The 20,432-nt window shown below is 68.0% G+C and carries 20 protein-coding genes; 15 read left to right on the plus strand and 5 right to left on the minus strand.

Going from position 1 to position 20,432, the window contains the following annotated elements:
* Nucleotides 1-44 precede the first annotated feature (44 nt).
* The 6 genes from ACSQ9I_RS01860 (at nucleotide 45) to ACSQ9I_RS01885 (ending at nucleotide 6,043) form a co-directional block, all read left to right on the plus strand.
* Nucleotides 45-965, plus strand: a complete 921-nt coding sequence (locus tag ACSQ9I_RS01860) for an ABC transporter permease (protein WP_093104259.1) — start codon at nucleotides 45-47, stop codon at nucleotides 963-965.
* Between the two features lie 15 nt (nucleotides 966-980).
* The gene (locus ACSQ9I_RS01865; protein ID WP_093104257.1) at nucleotides 981-1,985 is read left to right on the plus strand and encodes a formamidase; all 1,005 of its coding nucleotides are present in this window, start codon (nucleotides 981-983) and stop codon (nucleotides 1,983-1,985) included.
* Nucleotides 1,982-2,680, plus strand: a complete 699-nt coding sequence (biuH, locus tag ACSQ9I_RS01870) for a biuret amidohydrolase (protein ID WP_436312088.1) — start codon at nucleotides 1,982-1,984, stop codon at nucleotides 2,678-2,680. The genes ACSQ9I_RS01865 and biuH overlap by 4 nt, the downstream gene beginning before the upstream one ends.
* An 8-nt stretch (nucleotides 2,681-2,688) precedes the next feature.
* Nucleotides 2,689-4,287: an ABC transporter ATP-binding protein gene (locus ACSQ9I_RS01875; protein WP_436312089.1), complete on the plus strand. Its 1,599-nt coding sequence runs from the start codon at nucleotides 2,689-2,691 to the stop codon at nucleotides 4,285-4,287.
* Nucleotides 4,288-4,633: 346 nt separating this feature from the next.
* Nucleotides 4,634-5,299 carry a cysteine hydrolase family protein gene (locus ACSQ9I_RS01880; RefSeq protein ID WP_436312090.1) on the plus strand — a complete coding sequence of 222 codons (666 nt, stop codon included), beginning with the start codon at nucleotides 4,634-4,636 and terminating at the stop codon, nucleotides 5,297-5,299.
* A 9-nt stretch (nucleotides 5,300-5,308) separates the two neighbouring features.
* The gene (locus ACSQ9I_RS01885) at nucleotides 5,309-6,043 is read left to right on the plus strand and encodes a GntR family transcriptional regulator (protein ID WP_093104251.1); all 735 of its coding nucleotides are present in this window, start codon (nucleotides 5,309-5,311) and stop codon (nucleotides 6,041-6,043) included.
* 113 nt (nucleotides 6,044-6,156) lie between these two features.
* On the opposite strand, the gene ACSQ9I_RS01890 is transcribed toward ACSQ9I_RS01885, so the two are convergent.
* Nucleotides 6,157-6,960: an exodeoxyribonuclease III gene (locus ACSQ9I_RS01890; protein ID WP_436312091.1), complete on the minus strand. Its 804-nt coding sequence runs from the start codon at nucleotides 6,958-6,960 to the stop codon at nucleotides 6,157-6,159.
* Nucleotides 6,961-6,973: 13 nt separating this feature from the next.
* Between ACSQ9I_RS01890 and pyrE the strand changes: the two genes are divergently transcribed.
* The 4 genes from pyrE to ACSQ9I_RS01910 all read left to right on the plus strand — a co-directional run bounded on the left by pyrE (nucleotide 6,974) and on the right by ACSQ9I_RS01910 (nucleotide 9,210).
* Nucleotides 6,974-7,666, plus strand: a complete 693-nt coding sequence (gene pyrE / locus ACSQ9I_RS01895; protein ID WP_436312092.1) for an orotate phosphoribosyltransferase — start codon at nucleotides 6,974-6,976, stop codon at nucleotides 7,664-7,666.
* 23 nt (nucleotides 7,667-7,689) lie between these two features.
* On the plus strand, nucleotides 7,690-8,352 hold the full coding sequence (locus ACSQ9I_RS01900) for a DUF4124 domain-containing protein (protein ID WP_436292385.1): 663 nt from the start codon (nucleotides 7,690-7,692) through the stop codon (nucleotides 8,350-8,352).
* A 62-nt stretch (nucleotides 8,353-8,414) separates the two neighbouring features.
* Nucleotides 8,415-8,666, plus strand: a complete 252-nt coding sequence (locus ACSQ9I_RS01905) for a shikimate kinase (protein WP_436312093.1) — start codon at nucleotides 8,415-8,417, stop codon at nucleotides 8,664-8,666.
* Between the two features lie 343 nt (nucleotides 8,667-9,009).
* The gene (locus ACSQ9I_RS01910) at nucleotides 9,010-9,210 is read left to right on the plus strand and encodes a hypothetical protein (RefSeq protein ID WP_093104243.1); all 201 of its coding nucleotides are present in this window, start codon (nucleotides 9,010-9,012) and stop codon (nucleotides 9,208-9,210) included.
* Between the two features lie 47 nt (nucleotides 9,211-9,257).
* Here ACSQ9I_RS01910 and gatB read toward each other — a convergent pair whose 3' ends face one another.
* From gatB to gatC, 3 genes are read right to left on the minus strand one after another with little or no spacing between them, the layout of a single operon-like run.
* Nucleotides 9,258-10,736 (minus strand): Asp-tRNA(Asn)/Glu-tRNA(Gln) amidotransferase subunit GatB, encoded by a 1,479-nt coding sequence (gatB, locus tag ACSQ9I_RS01915; RefSeq protein ID WP_436292387.1) that lies wholly within the window; start codon nucleotides 10,734-10,736, stop codon nucleotides 9,258-9,260.
* Nucleotide 10,737: 1 nt separating this feature from the next.
* Nucleotides 10,738-12,228: an Asp-tRNA(Asn)/Glu-tRNA(Gln) amidotransferase subunit GatA gene (gene gatA / locus ACSQ9I_RS01920; protein WP_436312094.1), complete on the minus strand. Its 1,491-nt coding sequence runs from the start codon at nucleotides 12,226-12,228 to the stop codon at nucleotides 10,738-10,740.
* On the minus strand, nucleotides 12,225-12,524 hold the full coding sequence (gatC, locus tag ACSQ9I_RS01925) for an Asp-tRNA(Asn)/Glu-tRNA(Gln) amidotransferase subunit GatC (protein ID WP_093104238.1): 300 nt from the start codon (nucleotides 12,522-12,524) through the stop codon (nucleotides 12,225-12,227). Before gatC ends, gatA begins: the two co-directional genes overlap by 4 nt.
* 204 nt (nucleotides 12,525-12,728) lie before the next feature.
* On the opposite strand from gatC, the gene ACSQ9I_RS01930 reads away from it, so the two are divergent.
* The 5 genes from ACSQ9I_RS01930 to ACSQ9I_RS01950 all read left to right on the plus strand — a co-directional run bounded on the left by ACSQ9I_RS01930 (nucleotide 12,729) and on the right by ACSQ9I_RS01950 (nucleotide 18,632).
* The gene (locus tag ACSQ9I_RS01930) at nucleotides 12,729-13,772 is read left to right on the plus strand and encodes a rod shape-determining protein (protein WP_028249609.1); all 1,044 of its coding nucleotides are present in this window, start codon (nucleotides 12,729-12,731) and stop codon (nucleotides 13,770-13,772) included.
* Between the two features lie 74 nt (nucleotides 13,773-13,846).
* The gene (gene mreC / locus ACSQ9I_RS01935) at nucleotides 13,847-14,809 is read left to right on the plus strand and encodes a rod shape-determining protein MreC (RefSeq protein ID WP_436308407.1); all 963 of its coding nucleotides are present in this window, start codon (nucleotides 13,847-13,849) and stop codon (nucleotides 14,807-14,809) included.
* Nucleotides 14,806-15,327, plus strand: coding sequence for a rod shape-determining protein MreD (gene mreD, locus ACSQ9I_RS01940; RefSeq protein ID WP_093104235.1), 522 nt, complete (start codon nucleotides 14,806-14,808; stop codon nucleotides 15,325-15,327). The genes mreC and mreD overlap by 4 nt, the downstream gene beginning before the upstream one ends.
* Nucleotides 15,328-15,382: 55 nt before the next feature.
* Nucleotides 15,383-17,356, plus strand: coding sequence for a penicillin-binding protein 2 (gene mrdA / locus ACSQ9I_RS01945; protein WP_436312095.1), 1,974 nt, complete (start codon nucleotides 15,383-15,385; stop codon nucleotides 17,354-17,356).
* Nucleotides 17,357-17,480: 124 nt separating this feature from the next.
* The gene (locus tag ACSQ9I_RS01950) at nucleotides 17,481-18,632 is read left to right on the plus strand and encodes an ABC transporter substrate-binding protein (protein ID WP_436312096.1); all 1,152 of its coding nucleotides are present in this window, start codon (nucleotides 17,481-17,483) and stop codon (nucleotides 18,630-18,632) included.
* Nucleotides 18,633-18,882: 250 nt separating this feature from the next.
* Here the strand turns inward: ACSQ9I_RS01950 and amaB are convergent, their stop codons facing one another.
* Complete coding sequence (amaB, locus tag ACSQ9I_RS01955) at nucleotides 18,883-20,421, minus strand: L-piperidine-6-carboxylate dehydrogenase (protein WP_436312097.1); 1,539 nt, start codon at nucleotides 20,419-20,421, stop codon at nucleotides 18,883-18,885.
* Nucleotides 20,422-20,432: the final 11 nt, after the last annotated feature.

Below are 20,432 nucleotides of genomic sequence, written 5' to 3' on the forward strand. Positions count from 1 at the left end.
CCCAAGTCGAATAGCACCGAAGCGCATGGCGCGGAGGTTAGTCAATGACGGCCGATCAATGGATCGCACTCGTGGCCGGCATCGTCGGCGGCGCCTTGCGCGTCGGCGCACCATTTCTCTTCGTGAGCCTCGGCGAATGCCTGACCGAGAAATCGGGCCGCATCAACCTCGGCCTCGAAGGCGTGCTCGTGCTGTCGGCCATGGCCTCCTTCGGCGGCGCCTGGCTCACCGGCTCGGCCTGGCTCGGCGTGCTGATCGGCGCCGCGGCCGGTGCGCTGCTGGCGCTGCTGCATGGCCTCTTGTGCTCGCTCGACCGCGTCAACGACGTTGCGACCGGCATTGCGCTGATGCTGCTCGGCACCGGGCTCGCGTTCTACCTCGGCAAGCCGCTGATCCAGCCGCAGGCGCCGCAGCTGCCGGCGATTCCGCTCGGCGACTGGAGCGACAACCCGGTGGTGCGCTCGGCGCTGCAGGTCAACGCTCTGGTGCCGATCGGCATCGCGCTCGCGCTGCTGCTGTGGTGGGCTTTTGCGCGCACGCGCATCGGCTTGCTGGTGCGCATGGCGGGCGACTCGGCCAATGCAACGCGTGCGCTCGGCTATTCGGTCGCGGGGCTGCGCATCGCGGCCACCACGGCGGGCGGCTTTATCGCCGGGCTCGGTGGAGCCTCGCTCACGCTCTTCTATCCGGGCAGCTGGAACGAGGGCATCTCGAGCGGGCAGGGGCTGATCGCAGTGGCGCTGGTCATCTTCGCGCGCTGGAGTCCGCTGCGCTGCATCGGCGCGGCGCTGCTCTTCGGCGGTGCCGGCGCCATCGGGCCGGCGCTGCAATCGATCGGCGTGGGCTGGGGCTACCACCTCTTCAACACGGTGCCCTATGTGCTGACGCTGGTGATCCTGGTGCTGACCTGCAAGCCGGGCAGCGTGGCGGCAGGCAGTCCCGGCGAGCTGTCGTCGACCCGCTGAGAAAGGAACCAAGCGATGAGCGGTCTGGGTGGTCTCAACAAATCGGAGAACGGCGTCGTGCTCGGGCTGGTGCAGCTGCAGCTGCCGGTCGTCAAGACCAAGGCCGATCTCGCGGCGCAGACGCAGCGCATCTGCGAGCTGGTGGCCAAGGCGCGGCGCAACCAGGGGACCATGGACCTGGTGGTGTTCCCGGAATACGCGCTGCACGGCCTTTCGATGGACACCGCGCCCGAGATCATGTGTTCGCTCGACGGGCCCGAGGTGGCGGCCTTCAAGAAGGCCTGCATCGACAACAGGATCTGGGGCTGCTTCTCGATCATGGAAGCCAACCCCGGCGGCAATCCCTACAACAGCGGCCTGATCATCGACGACCAGGGCGCCCTGCGCCTCTACTACCGCAAGATGCATCCGTGGGTGCCGGTCGAACCCTGGGAGCCCGGCAACATCGGCGTGCCAGTGTGCGACGGGCCCAAGGGCAGCAAGCTGGCCCTGATCATCTGCCACGACGGCATGCTGCCCGAGATGGCGCGCGAGGCCGCGTACAAGGGCGCCGAGATCATCGTCCGCACAGCGGGCTACACGGCGCCGATCCGCCATGCCTGGCGCATCACCAACCAGGCCAACGCCTTTTGCAATCTCGCGTACACCGCGAGCGTCTGCATGTGCGGCAGCGACGGCACCTTCGACTCGATGGGCGAGGGCATGTTCTGCAACTTCGACGGCACCGTGCTGGTGGAGGGCGGCGGCCGGCCCGACGAGATCATCACCGCCGAGCTCCGGCCCGACCTGGCGCGCGAGGCCCGCACCGGCTGGGGCGTGGAGAACAACATCTACCAGCTCTACCACCGCGGCTACGTCGCGGTGAAAGGCGGCGCACAGGACTGCCCCTACACCTACATGCAGGACATGGCGGCCGGCCGCTACAAGCTGCCGTGGAGCGATGAGGTGAAAGTGAAGGACGGCAGCGGCTTCGGCTTCGAGCCGCCGGAGCGCAGCTACAAGGGACCGGAGGCCTTATGAACGAACGCTACGTCGCGGCCGAGCCCTATCGCTGGCCCTACGACGGCGCACTGCGGCCCGACAACACCGCGCTGATCGTGATCGACATGCAGACCGATTTCTGCGGCAAGGGCGGATACGTCGACGTGATGGGCTACGACCTGTCGCTCGTGCAGGCGCCGATCGCGCCGATCGCGCGCACGCTGGCGCGCCTGCGCCCACTCGGCTTCCACATCATCCACACGCGCGAGGGCCATCGCCCCGACCTGGCCGACCTGCCGGCCAACAAGCGCTGGCGCTCGCGCCAGATCGGCGCCGGCGGCGTGGGCATCGGCGACGACGGCCCCTGCGGCCGCATCCTGGTGCGCGGCGAGCCGGGCTGGGAGATCATTCCCGCGCTTGCGCCGATCGAGGGCGAGGTGGTGATCGACAAGCCCGGCAAGGGCTCCTTCTACGCCACCGATCTCGAGCTGGTGCTGCGCACGCGCGGCATCGAGAACCTGATCCTGGCCGGCATCACGACCGACGTGTGCGTGCACACGACGATGCGCGACGCCAACGACCGCGGCTTCGAATGCCTGCTGCTGTCGGACTGCACGGCCGCGACTGACCACGGCAACCATCTCGCAGCCTTGAAGATGATCACGATGCAGGGCGGCGTGTTCGGCGCGCATGCGCATTCGGGCGCGCTGCTCGATGCGTTGGCTTCGATGTGAGGCAGAGCATGGCCGATGCCTCACTTCAACCCATCGGCGCGCTGCCTGCCGCCACCGGCGCGCTCGCGCTCGACACCTACCAGCTGACCAAGCGCTTCGGCAGCTTCACCGCGATGGACAGCGTCACGATGCGGGTCGAGCCCGGCACGGTGCATGCGCTGCTGGGCGAGAACGGCGCCGGCAAGAGCACGCTGGTCAAGTGCGTGGCGGGCTACCAGCGCGCAGAGGAGGGCAGCATCCTGATCGATGGGCGCGAGCAGGAGATCGCCAACCCGGTGGTGGCGCGCGCGCTCGGCATCGGCATGGTCTACCAGCACTTCACGCTGGCGCCCGGCATGACGGTGGCCGAGAACCTGTTGCTGGCCGGCGGCAAGACGCCGGCCTTGATCGACTGGAAACGCAAGCGCGCCGAGCTCGAGGCCTTTCTGGCCACCACGCCCTTCAGCCTCCACCTCGACCGGCGGCCCTCCGAGCTCGCGGCCGGCGAGAAGCAGAAGCTGGAGCTCCTGAAGCAGCTCTACCTGAAGCCGCGCCTCCTGATCCTCGACGAGCCGACCTCGGTACTGACCCCGCAGGAGGCCGACGAGGTGCTGGGCCATGTGCGCGATTTCGCGCAGAGCGGCCTGTGCACCGTGCTCATCATCACGCACAAGTTCCGCGAGGTGATGGCCTATGCCGACAGCGTGACGGTGCTGCGGCGCGGGAAAGCTGTGCATCACTGCCGCGTGGCCGACACCGACCCTCGCCGGCTGGCCGCCGCGATGATGGGCGAAGGCGAGGCTCCGCCGCACGAGAGCGACACCGCAGCGCCGGTCGGCCGGGCGCTGCATGCGATGAAGGAGACGGCGGCGGACGCGCCCATCGCCTTGCAGGTCGAGGGCCTGCAGGCGCCGGGCGACCGCGGCACGCTGGCCGTGCACGACCTGAGCCTCGCCGTGCGCGCGGGCGAGATCCTCGGCGTGGCCGGCGTCTCGGGCAACGGCCAGCGCGAGCTGGTCGAGGCGCTGGTCGGCCAGCGCCCGCGGCTCGCAGGCCGCGTGACCGTGATGGGCGAGCCCTACGCCGCACGGCGCGAGGAGAACCGGCGCCTGAAGCTGCGCAGCCTGCCCGAGGAGCCCTTGCGCAACGCCTGCGTCGGCGATCTCAGCGTGGCGGAGAACATGGCGCTGCGCGACTTCGACCAGCCGCCGCTGGCGCGCGGCGGCGTGTTGAATTTTCCGGCCTGGCGCAGCCGGGCGCGCGAGTGGATTGCCGAGTACGGTGTGAAGACCCAGGGCGAGGGCGCGCCGATCCGCAGTCTCTCGGGCGGCAATGTGCAGCGCGCCGTACTGGCCCGCGAGCTGGCCGGCGACATCAACGTGCTGATTGCCGCCAATCCCGTGTTCGGGCTGGACTTCGCCGCCGTGCGGGAGATCCACGGCCGCATCGTGCAGGTGCGGCAGAAGGGCGGCGGCGTGCTGCTCATCAGCGAAGACCTCGACGAGCTGCTGGAACTGGCAGACCGGATCGTCGTGATGAGCGAAGGACGGATCGTGTTCGAAACCTCCGCGGCTTCTGCGGAGCGGCATGTGTTGGGAGCGCATATGGGTGGGGGGCATCACGCATGAGTGCGGTCTTGCTCTTGCTCCCTCCCCCTTTGGGGGAGGGTTGGGGCGGGGGCCCTTGGGCCTTTGAACCGTCGCTGTTCCTTGCTGGGGCCTGGAGCCGGGTCTCGCCCCCGGCGGGCGACTCACTTTCTTTTGCTTCGCCAAAAGAAAGTAAGCAAAGAAAAGGCGACCCCACTGTGCGTGTCCCCTGCGCTTCGCTCCGGGGCAACCTGCGGTGCTCGCTTCAGGCGGCCGAGCGAAGCGAATGCCTCAGGCTCTGGTGCCCAACCAAGCGCAACGCTCAAACAAGGGCCCAGCGCCCCCACCCCAACCCTCCCCCGGAGGGGGAGGGAGTAAAGCCAAGTCCATGCAGATAGACGCCAACCCCTTCGCCTACGAGTTCGAGCTGGACAGGACAGCCCTCGTCATCATCGACATGCAACGCGACTTCGTCGAACCCGGCGGCTTCGGCGAGACCCTGGGCAACGATGTCTCGCTGCTCCAGGCCATCGTCCCTGCGACACAGTCGGTCCTCCATGCATGGCGAAAAAAGGGCGGCCTCGTCATTCACACGCGCGAAGCCCACCGCCCCGACCTCGCCGACTGCCCGCCGGCCAAGCGCAACCGCGGCAACCCGGTGCTCCGCATCGGCGACACGGGCCCCATGGGCCGCATCCTGGTCGCCGGCGAACCCGGTAACCAGATCATCGATGCGCTCGCACCCATCGATGGCGAGATCGTGATCGACAAGCCCGGCAAGGGCGCCTTCTATGCCACCGGCCTGCAGTCCATGCTGCAGCAGCGCAGCATCCGCAAACTGATCTTCATGGGCGTCACCACCGAAGTCTGCGTGCAGACCAGCATGCGCGAGGCCAACGACCGCGGCTACGACTGCCTGCTGCTGGAAGACTGCACCGAGAGCTACTTCCCCGCCTTCAAGACGGCGGCCATCGAGATGATCCGCGCCCAGGGTGCGATCGTCGGCTGGACCGCGCCGAGCACCGCGTTGCTCGGTGCGCTCGGCAACCACTAACATCCCTGCGTGTCCACCGTTCGATCCCGCTCCCTTCCTTCCCAGCCTGCAGCCGAGGGCACGGCCGCGTTCCGCACCCGCGCCGACGAGGTCTACGCTCAGCTCAAGCGCGACGTGGCCGAGTTCAGCCTGGTGCCGGGCGACCGCTTCACCGAGAACGAGATCAGCGAGCGCCTCGGCGTCTCGCGCACGCCGGTGCGCCAGGCGCTCTTCAGGCTGCAGCAGGAGGGCTTCGTCGAGGTGCTGTTCAGGAGCGGCTGGCGCGTGCTGCCCTTCGACTTCGACCAGTTCGAACAGCTCTACGACCTGCGCATGGTGCTGGAGACCACCGCGGCGCACCGGCTCTGCGAAACCGACCGGCGCGTGGATCGCAGCCTGCTCGATGCGCTGGCCGACATCTGGCTGGTGCCGGTGGCGCAGCGCAGCGCGGACGGCGTGCAGGTCGCGCAATGGGACGAGGCCTTTCACTGTGCGCTGGTCGCGGCCGCGGGCAATGCGGAGATGGCGCGCGTGCATCGCGACGTGACCGACCGCATCCGCATCATTCGCCGGCTCGACTTCACCAAGCAGCCGCGCATCGACGCCACTTACGAGGAACACGGCAAGATCCTCAAGGCGATCCGCGCCAACCGCGGCGACCAGGCCGCGATGCTGCTGCGCGCCCACATCGAGACCAGCCAGGCCGAGGCGCGCAAGATTACGCTGCACCAGGTCTATATGGCAAAGAACGCCGGACGCCGATAGGCATGCCTCCTTCCAGGGATACCGCGGAACCGGCTTCGCCGGGCCGCTGGTATCGCCCCCGGCGAGGGGGGTGGCGTAGCGACACGAAGTGCGCGAAGCCTGGGGGAGAGCCTTTACAGAGTGAACTCGTAGTCCACCGTGATCGGCGCGTGGTCGCTGAACTTGATGGTCTTGAAAATCTGCTCGCTGCGCGCGAGCTGGGCGGTCTTCGGCGTCGCCAGGTGGTAGTCCAGCCGCCAGCCCACGTTCTTGGCATAGGCCTGGCCGCGGTTGCTCCACCAGGTGTAGGCCTCGTCGGTGGTGTCGGGCTTGAGCATGCGGTAGACGTCGACCAGGCCGGCGCCCTCCGCGCCGGCGTCGAGCAGCTTCGTCATCCAGGCGCGCTCCTCGGGCAGGAAGCCGCTGTTCTTCTGGTTGCCGCGCCAGTTCTTGAGGTCGATCTCCTTGTGCGCGATGTTGATGTCGCCGCAGAGGACGAACTCGCGCTCGGCCTTGAGCGCGATCAGGTGCGGGAAGAAGCCCTTGAGAAAACGGTACTTCGCCGCCTGCCGCTCCTCCCCCGAGGAGCCGCTCGGAAAGTAGCAGCTGATGACCGAGAACCTGCGCTTGAGCGTATCGAAGCGCAATTCGAGGTAGCGGCCTTCGGCATCGAACTCCTTGTCGCCCCAGCCCACCACGACCTCGCTGGGCTCGTGCTTGGTGTAAACCGCAGTGCCGGCGTAGCCCTTCCTCTCCGCAAAATGGAAGTGGCCCTTGAGACCGGCCATGGCCTCGAACCGGCCTTCGATATCGCTGGCCTGGACGCGGATTTCCTGCATGCAAATACAATCCGGCGCCAGTTCGGCAACCCAGTCGGCGACGCCTTTGGTCGCGGCCGAGCGCAGGCCATTGAGGTTGAGGCTGGTCAGTTTGAACACAAGGACGTTCCCGATGGCTGAAGAGGTGACAGAGGTGGGAGAGGGCGGTGCGCTGGCGCAGGCCTTCGTGCAGTTCGCGCTCGAATCGGGGGTGCTGCGCTTCGGCCAGTTCAAGACCAAGGCCGGCCGCATGAGCCCCTACTTCTTCAACGCGGGCCTGTTCGACGACGGCGCCAAGCTCGCGCGGCTCGCTGGATTCTATGCAGACCGGCTGATCGCGAGCGGCCTGGACTTCGACATGATCTTCGGCCCGGCCTACAAGGGCATCCCGCTCGGCGCCACGGTGGCTGCCGAACTCGCCCGGCGCGGCCGCAACGTGCCCTTTGCCTACAACCGCAAGGAAGCCAAGGACCACGGCGAAGGCGGCACGCTGGTCGGCGCGCCGCTCAAGGGCCGGGTGCTGATCGTCGACGACGTGATGTCGGCCGGCACTGCGGTGCGCGAGTCCATCGCCGCCATCCAGAACGCCGGCGCCACCCCGCACGCGGTGGCCATCGCGCTGGACCGGCAGGAGAAGGCGACCGAGAACGGCATCGATGTGGCGCACAGCGCCGTGCAATATGTCCGCAACCAGCTCGGGCTGCAGGTGGTGGCGATCGCGACGCTTGACGACTTGTTACATTACCTCTCGGGCCGCGCGGACGACGAGCTGCGCGCCCACCGGGAGGGAGTGCTGGCATACAGGGCGCGCTACGGCGCGGGTTGATTCCACTGTTTGAAGGACTGACGTTGGCGCGCATCCTCACTCGCATCGCTTCTCTGGCCCTCTTGCTGGCGGGGGCCGGTGTGGTCCCTGCGCAACCGGCGCCGGCCGCGAGCTCCGGCATCTACAGCTGCGTCGACGCCCGGGGGCGCACCCTCACCTCCGACCGCCCGATCGCCGACTGCAGCGATCGCGAACAACGCGAACTGAGCCCGAGCGGCTCCGTGCGGCGCAAGATCGAGCCCACCTACACGGCACGCGAGCTGGCCGAGCGCGAGGACCGCGAGCGCCAGGCGCAGCTGCAGGCGGCGCGTCTGATCGAAGAGCGCCGCCGCGAACGCGCGCTCCTGATCCGCTATCCCAATGCCACCGCGCACGACCGCGAACGCGCCGAGGCGCTGGTCCAGATCGATGCAGTGATCAACGCCGCCAAAAAGCGCCTGGGCGAGCTGGCCGAGGAGCGCAAGAAGATCGACGACGAGCTGGAGTTCTACAAGAAGGATGTCAGCAAGGCGCCGGATTCCCTGCGCCGCAAGCTCGACGACAACGGCAAGAGCGTCGCGGTACAGAACCGCTTCATCGGCGACCAGGAAGACGAGAAGAGGCGCGTCAACGCGCGCTTCGACGAGGAGCGCGGGCGCCTCAAGCCGCTGTGGGCGGGCAATGCGCCTGCGACCACGGCGCGCTGAGCCGGTGCGCAACCGGACGGGCACGATGACTGCGCATTGACCTTCGTCACCGCGCACAAGCAGTGATACCTGTTGTTCACCTCGTTGGCCCCGGGGGCGCCGGGAAGACGTCCGTTGGGATCTCCCTGGCAGGGCGGCTGGGCTGGCACTTTGTCGACCTCGACCAGTGCTTCATGGCATGTGAAGGCGACATCACCGCTGCATCGAGGCACACGGCTACGCGGGCTATGCCAGGCGGAACGTATCTACCTACCTCCAGACGAAGAGCGCCCTCGCAGCACCCGCTGTGTGTGCTCTTTCATCTGGTTTCATGACGTATCCAGCGGATGTCGATACGCGATACCCGGCGCTTCGCAGTTCCATCGAATCCGACGCGCTGACCGCGCTTCTGCTACCAGCGTTCGACTTGGAGACGTGTGTCGACATCATCGTGAAGAGACAGCTGTCGAGGCCGTATTTGTCCGGCAACAGGGCGAATGAAGAGTCGCGCATCCGCGCGCGGTTTCCAAGATTCATGGCGTTGCAATGCACGCGTTTTCGCAGTGATGCGGAGCCGGACCATACTGCGTCGCAAATCGAACGGTTCGTATGGGCGCGCAGGCCGATCGTGCCGCACGCTACTCATCACACAAGTCACTTCGAGCGCAATTCACAATCATGGAACCCACCAGACTCAAAGTAGGCCAGCCCATCACGCCAGAACAATTCGAAGAACTGTCCGACGAGCAACTGGAGCGCCTGGTCCCGCGCGCATACCGGGAGTTCTTCCCGGGCAAAGACTTCTGCACGGACGGCCACTTCTACCTGCACGACGGTACTGCATGGAGCTTCTACCGAGCAGGCTTCCTCGATGAGTAGCGTGGCCGCAGGCGACCGTCGATCCCGCCCGGCATCGGCTTCCTGGTTCAGCCCAGCTTCGCCTTCAACAGCGCATTGACCTGCGCCGGATTGGCCTTGCCCTGGCTGGCCTTCATGACCTGGCCGACCAGCGCGTTGAAAGCCTTGTCCTTGCCGGCGCGGTATTCGTCGATGTTCTTCTGGTTGGTGGCCAGCACGCCGTCGATGATCTTCTCGAGCTCGCCGGTGTCGCTCATCTGCTTCAGGCCCTTGGCCTCGATGATCCGGTCTGCGTCATCGCCTTCGCCGGTCCAGAGCGCATCGAAGACCTGGCGCGCGGCGTTGTTCGACACCGTGCCGTCGCTGATGCGCTCGATCAGCTTCGCGAGTTGCGCGGCCGTCACCGGTGCTTCGCCGATCGCGATGTCCTGCAGGTTGAGGCGGCGCGCGATCTCGCCGGTGATCCAGTTGCTCGCCAGCTTGGCGTTGGCGCCGGCGGCCACCGCGCTCTGGAAGTAGCGGGCCAGCGCGGGGCTCTGGGTGAGCTGCGTGGCGTCGTAGTCCGACAGGCCGTGCTCTCGCACGTAGCGCTCGGCCATCGCGCGCGGCAGCTCCGGCATGTCGGCGCGCACGCGCTCGATCCATTCGGCCGCGATCGCCAGCGGCGGCAGGTCCGGGTCGGGGAAGTAGCGGTAATCGGCCGCGTCTTCCTTGGTGCGCATGGCGCGTGTCTCGCCGGTATCGGGATCGAACAGCACCGTGGCCTGCTGGATCGCGCGGCCGTCCTCGATCTCGCCGATCTGCCAGCGGATCTCGTAGTCGATCGCCTGCTGCATGAACTTGAAGCTGTTCAGGTTCTTGATCTCGCGCCGCGTGCCCAGCGGCTGGCCGGGCCGGCGCACCGAGACATTGGCATCGCAGCGGAAGCTGCCTTCCTGCATGTTGCCGTCGCAGATGCCGATCCAGGTCACGATCTTGTGCAGCTCGCGCGCATAGGCCACGGCCTCGGCGGTGGAGCGCATGTCGGGCTCGGTCACGATCTCCAGCAGAGGTGTACCGGCGCGGTTCAGGTCGATGCCCGACTGGCCGACGAAGTCCTCGTGCAGCGACTTGCCGGCGTCTTCTTCGAGGTGGGCGCGCACCAGGCGCACGGTTTTCTTCTCGTCGCCGAGAAAAAACGACACCGATCCGCCCTGCACGACCGGAATCTCGTACTGGCTGATCTGGTAGCCCTTGGGCAGGTCGGGATAGAAGTAGTTCTTGCGCGCGAACACGCTGCGCGGTGCGATGTGCGAGCCGAGCGCGAGCCCGAGCTTGATGGCGCGCTCGACCGCGCCCTTGTTCATCACCGGCAGCGTGCCGGGCAGCGCGAGGTCGACCGCCGAGGCCTGGGTGTTGGGCTCGGCGCCGAAGGCGGTGGAGGCGCGGCTGAAGATCTTGCTCGCGGTCGAGAGCTGGGCATGGGTCTCGAAGCCGATGATGACTTCGTAGCCTTGCACCAGCGGGCCGGTCGGGCGGCCTTCCTGCATCTGTTCGAAGGAGTTCATGTCAAAAGCCCTCCGGCGTGCGGCGGTGCCAGTCGGTCGCCTGCTGGAAACGGTGCGCCGCGTTCAGCAGCTTCGCCTCGCCGAAATAGTTGCCGATCAATTGCAGGCCGACCGGCATGCCGCCGTCGAAGCCCACCGGCAGGCTCATGCCGGGCAGGCCGGCGAGCGAGCCCGGCAGCGTGAAGATGTCGGCCAGGTAGTCGGCCACCGGGTCGCCGCCGTGTTCGCCCAGCTTCCAGGCGACCGTGGGCGCGGCCGGGCCGGCGATCACATCGCACTGCGCGAAAGCCTGATGGAAATCGTCGGCGATCATGCGGCGCACCTTCTGCGCCTGCAGGTAGTAGGCGTCGTAGTAGCCATGCGAGAGCACGTAGGTGCCGATCATGATGCGGCGCTTGACCTCGTCGCCGAAGCCTTCCTCGCGCGTCTTGGCGTACATGTCGGCCAGATCGCGGTAGTTCTTGGCGCGATGGCCGAACTTGACGCCGTCGAAGCGGTTCAGGTTGCTCGACGCTTCGGCCGCCGCAATGATGTAGTAGACCGGGATCGACAGCTCGGTGCGCGGCAGCGTGACCTCGACGCGGCGGGCGCCGAGCTTCTCGTATTCCGCCAGCGCGGCGTCGATGGCCGCGCGCACGCCGGGGGCGACGCCTTCGCCCAGGAACTCCTTCGGCACGCCGATGCGCAGGCCTTCGAGCGAATCGGTGAGGGTGCGCGAAAAATCCTCGGCTGGCTTGTCCAGCGAGGTCGAATCGCGCTCGGGGTCGGGTCCGCACAGGGCCGACAGCAGCAGCGCGCAGTCTTGCGCCGAGCGCGCCAGCGGCCCGGCCTGGTCGAGGCTGGAGGCGAAGGCGACCATGCCGTAGCGCGAGGCGCGGCCGTAGGTCGGCTTGATGCCGGTCACGCCGCAGAAGGAAGCCGGCTGGCGGATCGAGCCGCCGGTGTCGGTGCCGGTCGCGGCCGGCGCCAGGCGCGCGGCCACCGCGGCAGCGCTGCCGCCCGAGGAGCCGCCGGGAATGCGCGTCGTGTCCCACGGGTTGCGCACAGGCACCGCGCGGTCGAAGCCGACGGCCGGCACCGCGACGTTCTCGTTGGCCGAACCCATCGCGAATTCGTCGCAGCTCAGCTTGCCGAGCGTGACGGCGCCGGCTTCGGCCAGCTTGCGCACCACGGTGGCATCGAAGGGCGAGCGGTAGCCGGCCAGGATGCGCGAGCCCGCGGTGGTCGGGAAATCGGCGGTGACGAAGATGTCCTTGTGCGCGATCGGCACGCCGGCCAGGGCCGGGGCCTTGCCGGCGGCGAGCAGGGCGTCGGCGGCGCGGGCCTGGGCCAGCGTCACGTCCTCGTCGAGGGCGACGAAGCTGCCAAGATCCTGGTGCTGCTTGATGCGCGCCAAGTGGTGTTCGGCGGCCTCGACCGCCGACACCTTGCGCTCGCGCAGGGCCGCGGCCAATTCGGCCACCCCCATCTGGTGCAGGTCGGCGGCGCTCATTCGATCACCTTCGGCACCAGGAACAGGCCGTTCTCGACCGCCGGCGCGCTGCGCTGGTTGGCCTCGCGCCGGTTCGGTTCGCTCGCCACGTCCTCGGCCAGCCGGAGCGTCACATCCTCGAAGGCGGCCACGGGGTGGGCCAGCGGCTCCAGGCCGGCGGTGTCGACCGCGCGCATCCGCTCCACCAGTTCGAAGAAGCCGTTGATCTGGCCCAGCATGCGCTCGCTCTCGTCGGGGGCAAGCTCCAGCCTGGCGAGCGATGCGATGCGCGCAATATCGGAGGAAGTGAGTGACATCGAAAAAAGAAGGCCGCCACACGTCGGAAGGGTGCGCCAGCGCTGGGATACAGAGGGGATTCGGGTATTATCCCGCCTTTGCCGCAACCCCCGCGAACGCGACGGCATTTGCTGCAAAAACGATCCAACCACCCCGTCAAAAAACGACCCAGCAAGAGGGCGACGACATGCCGACGCGCATGCCGTGCTCCAGAGGATTCCACAATGTTTGGAGCTTTTCGTCGGTACTTTTCTACCGACCTCGCGATCGACCTCGGCACCGCGAACACCCTGATCTTTGCGCGCAACAAGGGCATCGTGCTCGATGAGCCCTCGGTCGTGGCCATCCGCCACGAAGGCGGCCCGCACGGCAAGAAGGTGATCCAGGCCGTGGGCCGCGAAGCCAAGGCCATGCTCGGCAAGGTGCCCGGCAACATCGAGGCCATCCGCCCGATGAAGGACGGCGTGATCGCCGACTTCGTGATCACCGAGCAGATGATCAAGCAGTTCATCAAGATGGTGCACCCGCGCTCGCTGCTCACGCCCAGCCCGCGCATCATCATCTGCGTGCCCTGCGGCTCGACCCAGGTCGAGCGCCGCGCCATCAAGGACGCCGCCGAAGCCGCCGGCGCCACCTCGGTCTACCTGATCGAGGAACCCATGGCCGCCGCGATCGGCGCCGGTCTGCCGGTGTCCGAAGCCAGCGGCTCGATGGTGGTCGACATCGGCGGCGGTACCACCGAGGTCGGCGTGATCTCGCTCGGCGGCATGGTCTACAAGGGCAGCGTGCGCGTCGGCGGCGACCGCTTCGACGAGGCCATCATCAACTACATCCGGCGCAACTACGGCATGCTGATCGGCGAGCCGACGGCCGAAGTCATCAAGAAGAGCATCGGCTCGGCCTTCCCCGGTTCCGAAGTCAAGGAAATGGAAGTCAAGGGCCGCAACCTCAGCGAAGGCGTGCCGCGCAGCTTCACCATCAGCAGCAACGAAGTGCTGGAGGCGCTGACCGATCCGCTCAACAACATCGTTTCGGCGGTCAAGAACGCGCTGGAGCAGACCCCGCCCGAGCTGGGCGCCGACATCGCCGAGCGCGGCATGATGCTGACCGGCGGCGGCGCGCTGCTGCGCGACCTCGACCGCCTGCTGGCCGAGGAAACCGGCCTGCCGGTGCTGGTGGCCGAAGACCCTCTGACCTGCGTGGTGCGCGGCTGCGGCATCGCCCTGGAGCGCATGGACAGGTTGGGAAGCATCTTCACCAGCGAGTGATGCACACTTTGCACATTTGGCCGGCCCGTGTCAGCATCGGCCGGCTTTTTTCCATCTAACGCGCAGCTCACACCATGCCCCTGGGCACGCTGGATCGCACCGCGCCACCCCTGTTCAACCAGGGGCCTTCGGCGCTCAGCAAGCTGATCTTCTTCAGCGCGCTCGCGCTGTTCCTGATGGTGGCCGACGCGCGCTTCAACATCGTGCAGCCGCTGCGCGCGGGCATCGGCGCGGTGCTCTATCCCATCCAGTGGCTGGCGCTCAAGCCGGTGCAGCTCGCGATGGGCGGCGGCCGCTACCTGGAAGACCTGCAGACCGCGCAAAGCAAGGAGGCGCAGGCCCGCAAGGCGCTCGCGCTGCAGTCCGAACGCGCGAGCCAGGCCGACACCCTGGCGCAGGAGAACGCGCGGCTGCGCTCCCTGCTCGAACTGCGCCAGGCCACGCAGACGCCGGGCCGCGCGGCCGAGGTGCTCTACGACGCCGCCGATCCCTACACCCGCAAGCTGGTCATCGACCAGGGGCTCACCAACGGCATCGCGGCCGGCTCGCCGGTGATCGACGAGCACGGCGTGGTCGGGCAGGTCACGCAGGTCCAGCCTTTCAGCAGCGAGATCACGCTGGTGATCGACCGCGACCTGTCGATTCCCGTGCAGAACGTGCGCACCGGCGCGCGCAGCGTGGCCTTCGGCGATGCCAGCGCCCACGGCGGCGGGCTCGAACTGCGCTTCATGGCGGCCAATGCCGACCTGCAGGAAGGCGACCTGCTCACCACCAGCGGCGTCGACGGCGTCTACCCGCCGGGCCTGCCGGTCGCCAAGATCGACCGCATCGAGCGCCGCGCCGACACCGCTTTCGCGCGCATCCACTGCGTGCCGCTGGCCCATGTGACGGCCGCGCGCTACGTGCTGGTGCTGGCGCCCACGGGCGTGCAGGCGCCGAAGCCGGTGCCGGCCGCACCGGCGGATGCCGCGGCGGGCAAGAAGAAGGGCGACAAGTCCGCCGCCAAGCCTGACAAGAAGGAGGGCCGAACCCGATGATCATGCGTCCCGGCCAGCAGCAGCTCCTGCTGCCCGTCAGTCCCCTCTTCATGTGGGCGAGCCTCATTGCGGCCCTGCTCGTCAACATGATTCCGATCGGTCGCGCCGCCTGGACGCCCGACCTGCTGGCGCTGGTGATCGTGTTCTGGAGCGTGCACCAGCCCGCGCGCATCGGCATCGGCGCGGCCTTCATGTTCGGTCTCCTGATGGACGTGCATCAGACGGCCATGCTGGGCCAGCATGCGCTGTCCTACACCACGCTCGGTTTCTTCGCGATCATGATCCACCGGCGCCTGCTCTGGTACCCGGTGGTCTCGCAGGCCCTGCAGGTGCTGCCGCTGTTCGCGCTCTCGCACCTGATCGAAGTCGCGATCCGGATGATCGGCGGCGGCATCTTCCCGGGCTGGACGATCCTGATCTCGCCGGCCATCGAGACCGCCCTGTGGCCGCTGGTGAGCCTGGCGCTCCTTGCGCCGCAGCGCCGCACGCCCGAGCCCGATGCCAACCGCCCCCTGTGAAGACATGCTGATCCGGCTTGTCCTGCAGCTCCGGCGAGCGTAGGCTCCGCGCGCCATGACCGAACTCCGCAACGTCGCCGCCGACCTCGCGCGCTTCAAGCGCCGGGTGATCGTGATCGGCCTCGTGGTGCTCACCGCCTTCAGCCTCCTGTGCACGCGCCTGTTCTTCCTGCAGGTGGTGCGCCACGACGATCTCGCGGAGCAGGCCGAGAGCAACCGCACGGCCGTCGTGCCGGTGGTGCCGAACCGCGGCCTGATCCTCGACCGCAACGGCATCGTGCTGGCCTCCAACTACTCGGCCTACACCCTCGAGATCACGCCCTCGAAGGTCGGCAGCCTGGAAGGCACCATCGACAGCCTCGGCGAGGTGGTGGAAGTCTCGCAGCGCGACCGCCGCCGCTTCAAGCGCCTGCGCGAGGACTCGCGCAGCTTCGATTCGATCCCGATCCGCACGCGCCTGAGCGACGAGGAGGTCGCGCGCTTCGCGGCGCAGCGCTACCGCTTCCCGGGTGTCGAAATCAAGGCCCGGCTGTTCCGCAACTACCCCAACGGCGAACTCGCCTCCCATGTGCTGGGCTACATCGGCCGCATCAACCAGCGCGAGAAGACCGCGATGGAGGACTGGAGCGAGGAAGACCAGGCCAACTACAAGGGCACCGACTACATCGGCAAGCTGGGCATCGAGCAGAGCTACGAGAAGACGCTGCACGGCCACACCGGCGTCGAGCAGATGGAAACCTCGGCCGGCGGCCGCGCGGTGCGCCGGCTCTCGAGCCACCCGGCGACGCCCGGCAACACGGTGAAGCTCTCCCTGGATATCAAGCTGCAGAAGCTGGTGGAAGACATGTTCGGCGAGCGCCGCGGCGCGCTGGTGGCGATCGATCCCAACAGCGGCGAGGTGCTGGCCTTCGTGAGCAAGCCCACCTTCGATCCGAACCTGTTCGTCGAGGGCATCGACAACGAAAGCTGGCAGGCGCTCAACGAGTCGCTGGACAAGCCGCTTCTGAACCGCGCGCTGCGCGGCACCTACCCGCCGGGCTCGACCTACAAGCCCTTCATGGCGATGGCCGCGCTGCAGCTCGGCAAGCGCGCGCCGAGCGTGGTGATCAACGACCCGGGCTTCTACACCTTCGGCGGCCACACCTTCAAGAGCCACGAGGGCGGCCTGGGCGGGATGGACATGCACCGCGCCATCCAGTTCTCGAGCAACACCTACTTCTATTCGCTCGCGGTCGACATGGGCGTGGACGCCATCCACGACTTCATGAAGCCGCTGGGCTTCGGCCAGATCACCGGCATCGACGTCCAGGGCGAAGTGCGCGGCCTCTTGCCCAGCACGACCTGGAAGCGCGACGCCTACAAGCGTCCCGAGATGAAGAAGTGGTACCCCGGCGAAACCGTCTCGCTCGGCATCGGCCAGGGCTACAACAACTTCACGATGCTGCAGCTCGCGGCGGCCGAAGCCACGCTGGCCAACGGCGGCATCAAGCACCAGCCGCACCTGGTGCTCGGCATCAAGAACACGGTGAGCGGCGAGACCGTCCCGATGCCGCAGCCGCCGGGCGTGGACCTGGGCTACGCGCCGAAGAACGTGGAGATCGTGCGCAACGCGCTGGTCGCGGTGAACAAGGGCGGCACCGGTACGCGCGTGTTCGCCGGGGCGCCCTACAGCTCGGCCGGCAAGACCGGCACGGCGCAGGCCGTGAGCATGGGCCAGAACGTGAAGTACAACGCCAAGGCGCTCGAGGAGCACCAGCGTGACCACTCGCTGTTCGCCGCCTACGCGCCGGCGGAGGCGCCCAGGATCGCGGTCGCGATCATCGTCGAGAACGCCGGCTTCGGTGCGGCGGCAGCGGCCCCGATGGTGCGCCGCGTGTTCGACTACTGGCTGGCCGACCAGTATCCCAACGAGCAGGACCTGGTCGCGGTGCAGGCCGGCAAGGCCGGCCCACCGATGGGCAAGCCGCGCGTGGCGAGCGAGATGGCCTGGCCCATCGTCTCCGGTCCGGCTGCCGCGACGGCCCCCTGACGGCTCCGATCGATTCGAGGGTTAACCCTAGGTCTTCGAGGGTGATTCGCCCCTCCTGTACGCTCTGGCCTTTTGTAAACAATCGTTACCAAAACGGTATCGGCGGCTACGCCGGAAAGGTCTCATGAGCATCGGGAATCAGGGCGGGCGCCGTTTCGCGCGTTGGCGCAATGCCTGCACGGCTGTACTTTTGTTGGCGAGCGCTCACTGGAGTGCTGCTGCCCCTGGTGAGCCCATCGTCATCGGCCAGGTTGCGTCATTCACCGGTCCGCAGGCGGTCACCGGCCGAGCCATCCATGCTGGCGCCAAGCTGTATTTCGACGCCGTCAACGCCAAGGGCGGGGTGCGTGGCCGGCCGATCAAGCTCGTGACGCGCGACGACGCGCAAAAAGCGGAGGAAAGCGTGCGCCTGACCCGGGAGATCATCGCGGCCGAATTGCCGGTGGCCTTGATGGGAACGGTGGGCACGACCAACCTCGAGGCCATCGCCAAGGACGGCGTGCTGGCGCAAAAGGGGGTCGCGATGATCGGCGCCGTCTCGGGCGCGAGCAGCGTGGCGCAGGCGCCGGGCATTTATGTGGTCAAGGCCAGCTACCACGACGAGGTCGCGCGGCTGTTCAGCCAGCTGGCCACCGTCGGCGTGCAACGCGTGGGTCTGCTCTACCAGGACGACGGCTTGGGTCAGGATGTGCTGGCCGGCGCCGAAGCGGCTGCCAAGGCCCACGGCATCCAGCTCGTGGTGCGCGCCGGCTACCCGCGCAACACGGTGGCCGTGGAGAAGGCCGTGGCCGAGATCGCCAAGGCCAAGGTGCAGGTCGTCTTTCTAGGCGCGACCACGGCCGCAGGGATCGAGTTCGTCAAGCAGTATGCGGCCGCCGGCGGTGCCGGCAGCATGCTCTACGGCATGTCGATCATCGACACCGACGCGCTGCTCAAGGCGCTCGGGCCGCAGCGTGCGCGCGGCTACGCCTTCTCGGTCGTTCTGCCGCAGCAGGGCGACCGTGCCGTGGTGCGCGAGTACCTGCAGCTGCGCCAGGCATCGAAGGATCCGGACATTTCGGCGCGCTCGATGGAAGGCTTCATCGCCGCCAAGGCGCTGGTCAAGGTGATGGAGAGCGCCAGCACCCTCAACGCGGCCGGTGTGGGCGCCGCGCTGGCCTCAGCGAAGGCGATCGACGTCGGCGGCTACACGCTCGACTTCAGTGCAAGAGGCCAGACCGCATCGCGCTACGTGGATTTCGCGATGTTCGGCGCCGGCGGCAAGCTGGTCCAGTGACGGGGGCCCAAAGAAAAGGCGCCGACCAGCGGCGCCTTGTTCAAAAAAACGGCATCTCGTTCGGATGCCTTGTGTAGCAAGCATGTTTTGATTCTTCGAAATGTCTCCTCGGTCCCCCGCGCTGCGGGCAGGCCCGTTTGCGAGTGGCGAGACTTTAGGGTGCGCACCGTGCCAGTGCATCGGGGATTACCCGTCACCCTGAAACAAAAGGAAACATTCGCGGAATTCGATCACGCCCGGGCCCAGGCGCTCAGCCTTCGATGTCGAAGGTCACGCCCTGGGCCAGCGGCAGGGTGGTGGAGTAGTTGATGGTGTTGGTCGCTCGGCGCATGTAGGCCTTCCAGCTGTCGGAGCCGGCCTCGCGCCCGCCGCCGGTCTCCTTCTCGCCGCCGAAGGCGCCGCCGATCTCGGCGCCGCTCGGGCCGATGTTGACGTTGGCGATGCCGCAGTCCGAGCCCGCGCTCGAGATGAAGCGCTCGGCCTCGCGCACGTTCAGGGTGAAGATGGAGGACGACAGGCCGGCGCCGACTTCGTTGTGCCAGCGGATCGCTTCGTCGAGCGCCTCGTAACGCAGCACGTACAGGATGGGCGCGAAGGTCTCGCGCAGCACCGGGCCGGCGTGCGCGGCCAGTTCCACCAGGGCCGGACGCACGTAGAAGGCGCCATCGCCGGCGATCCCGTCGACGCGACCGCCGCCGTGCACCGTGGCGCCCGCGGCGCGGCTTTCATGCAGCGCCTTCTGCATGCCCTCGAAGGCGGCGCCGTCGATCAGCGGTCCCACCAGCGTGCCCGGCGTGCGCGGGTCGCCCACCTGCACGCCGGCGTAGACCTTGGCCAGCCGCGGCACCAGCGCGTCGTACACGCTGGCGTGCACGAAAAGGCGGCGCAGCGTGGTGCAGCGCTGTCCGGCCGTGCCCATCGCGGCGAAGGCGATGGCGCGCAGCGTCAGGTCGAGGTCGGCCGAGGGGGCGACGATGGCGGCGTTGTTGCCGCCCAGCTCCAGGATCGCGCGCGCGAAACGCGCCGCCAGCCGCGGCGCCACCTGGCGCCCCATGGCGGTGGATCCGGTGGCCGACAGCACCGCCACGCGGTGGTCGTCCACCAGCACCTCGCCGACGGCGCGCTGACCGATCAGCAGTTCCAGCAGGCCCTCGGGCGCGTCGCCGAAGCGCGCCAGCGCGCGCTGGGCGATCGCATGCGTTGCCAGCGCGGTGAGCGGGGTCTTCTCGGACGGCTTCCACACCACCGCATCGCCGCAGACCAGGGCCAGCGTGGCGTTCCAGGACCACACGGCCACCGGAAAGTTGAAGGCCGAGATCACGCCGCAGACGCCCAGCGGATGCCAGCTTTCCATCATGCGGTGCTCGGCGCGCTCGGTGGCCAGCGTCAGGCCGTAGAGCTGGCGCGACAGGCCGACCGCGAAGTCGCAGATGTCGATCATCTCCTGCACCTCGCCCGCGCCTTCGGACGGGATCTTGCCGGCCTCCAGCGTGACCAGCCGGCCCAGGTCGGCCTTGGCCGCGCGCAGCTCCTCGCCCAGGAGGCGCACCAGTTCGCCGCGGCGCGGCGCCGGCACGCTGCGCCAGGCCAGATAGGCCGCATGCGCGCGACCGATGGCCTGCGTGGCTTCGGCCGGCGTGGTCTGCGCCACGGTGCCGATCGATTCGCCGGTGATCGGGGAGCGCACCGGCAGATCGCCGCCGGTGTAGGCGCTGCGCGGCACACCCAGGCGCTGCAGCAGCTGATCGACTTCGGTGGCGACGGGGGAGGGGGCGGGGGCTTGCGGCATGGGTTGCAGGT

This window comes from Variovorax sp. LjRoot84 (assembly GCF_964254305.1).
Taxonomy (GTDB): domain Bacteria; phylum Pseudomonadota; class Gammaproteobacteria; order Burkholderiales; family Burkholderiaceae_C; genus Variovorax.

Coding starts and splice junctions, on each gene's coding strand:
- biuH (WP_436312088.1), top strand. CDS start 1,982: ATGAACGAACGCTACGTCGCGGCCGAGCCCTATCGCTGGCCCTACGAC.
- gatC (WP_093104238.1), bottom strand. CDS start 12,524: ATGTCACTCACTTCCTCCGATATTGCGCGCATCGCATCGCTCGCCAGG.
- mrdA (WP_436312095.1), top strand. CDS start 15,383: ATGACCGAACTCCGCAACGTCGCCGCCGACCTCGCGCGCTTCAAGCGC.
- mreC (WP_436308407.1), top strand. CDS start 13,847: ATGCCCCTGGGCACGCTGGATCGCACCGCGCCACCCCTGTTCAACCAG.
- ACSQ9I_RS01875 (WP_436312089.1), top strand. CDS start 2,689: ATGGCCGATGCCTCACTTCAACCCATCGGCGCGCTGCCTGCCGCCACC.
- ACSQ9I_RS01910 (WP_093104243.1), top strand. CDS start 9,010: ATGGAACCCACCAGACTCAAAGTAGGCCAGCCCATCACGCCAGAACAA.
- amaB (WP_436312097.1), bottom strand. CDS start 20,421: ATGCCGCAAGCCCCCGCCCCCTCCCCCGTCGCCACCGAAGTCGATCAG.
- pyrE (WP_436312092.1), top strand. CDS start 6,974: ATGGCTGAAGAGGTGACAGAGGTGGGAGAGGGCGGTGCGCTGGCGCAG.
- ACSQ9I_RS01860 (WP_093104259.1), top strand. CDS start 45: ATGACGGCCGATCAATGGATCGCACTCGTGGCCGGCATCGTCGGCGGC.
- ACSQ9I_RS01865 (WP_093104257.1), top strand. CDS start 981: ATGAGCGGTCTGGGTGGTCTCAACAAATCGGAGAACGGCGTCGTGCTC.
- gatA (WP_436312094.1), bottom strand. CDS start 12,228: ATGAGCGCCGCCGACCTGCACCAGATGGGGGTGGCCGAATTGGCCGCG.
- ACSQ9I_RS01950 (WP_436312096.1), top strand. CDS start 17,481: ATGAGCATCGGGAATCAGGGCGGGCGCCGTTTCGCGCGTTGGCGCAAT.
- ACSQ9I_RS01880 (WP_436312090.1), top strand. CDS start 4,634: ATGCAGATAGACGCCAACCCCTTCGCCTACGAGTTCGAGCTGGACAGG.
- mreD (WP_093104235.1), top strand. CDS start 14,806: ATGATCATGCGTCCCGGCCAGCAGCAGCTCCTGCTGCCCGTCAGTCCC.
- ACSQ9I_RS01930 (WP_028249609.1), top strand. CDS start 12,729: ATGTTTGGAGCTTTTCGTCGGTACTTTTCTACCGACCTCGCGATCGAC.
- gatB (WP_436292387.1), bottom strand. CDS start 10,736: ATGAACTCCTTCGAACAGATGCAGGAAGGCCGCCCGACCGGCCCGCTG.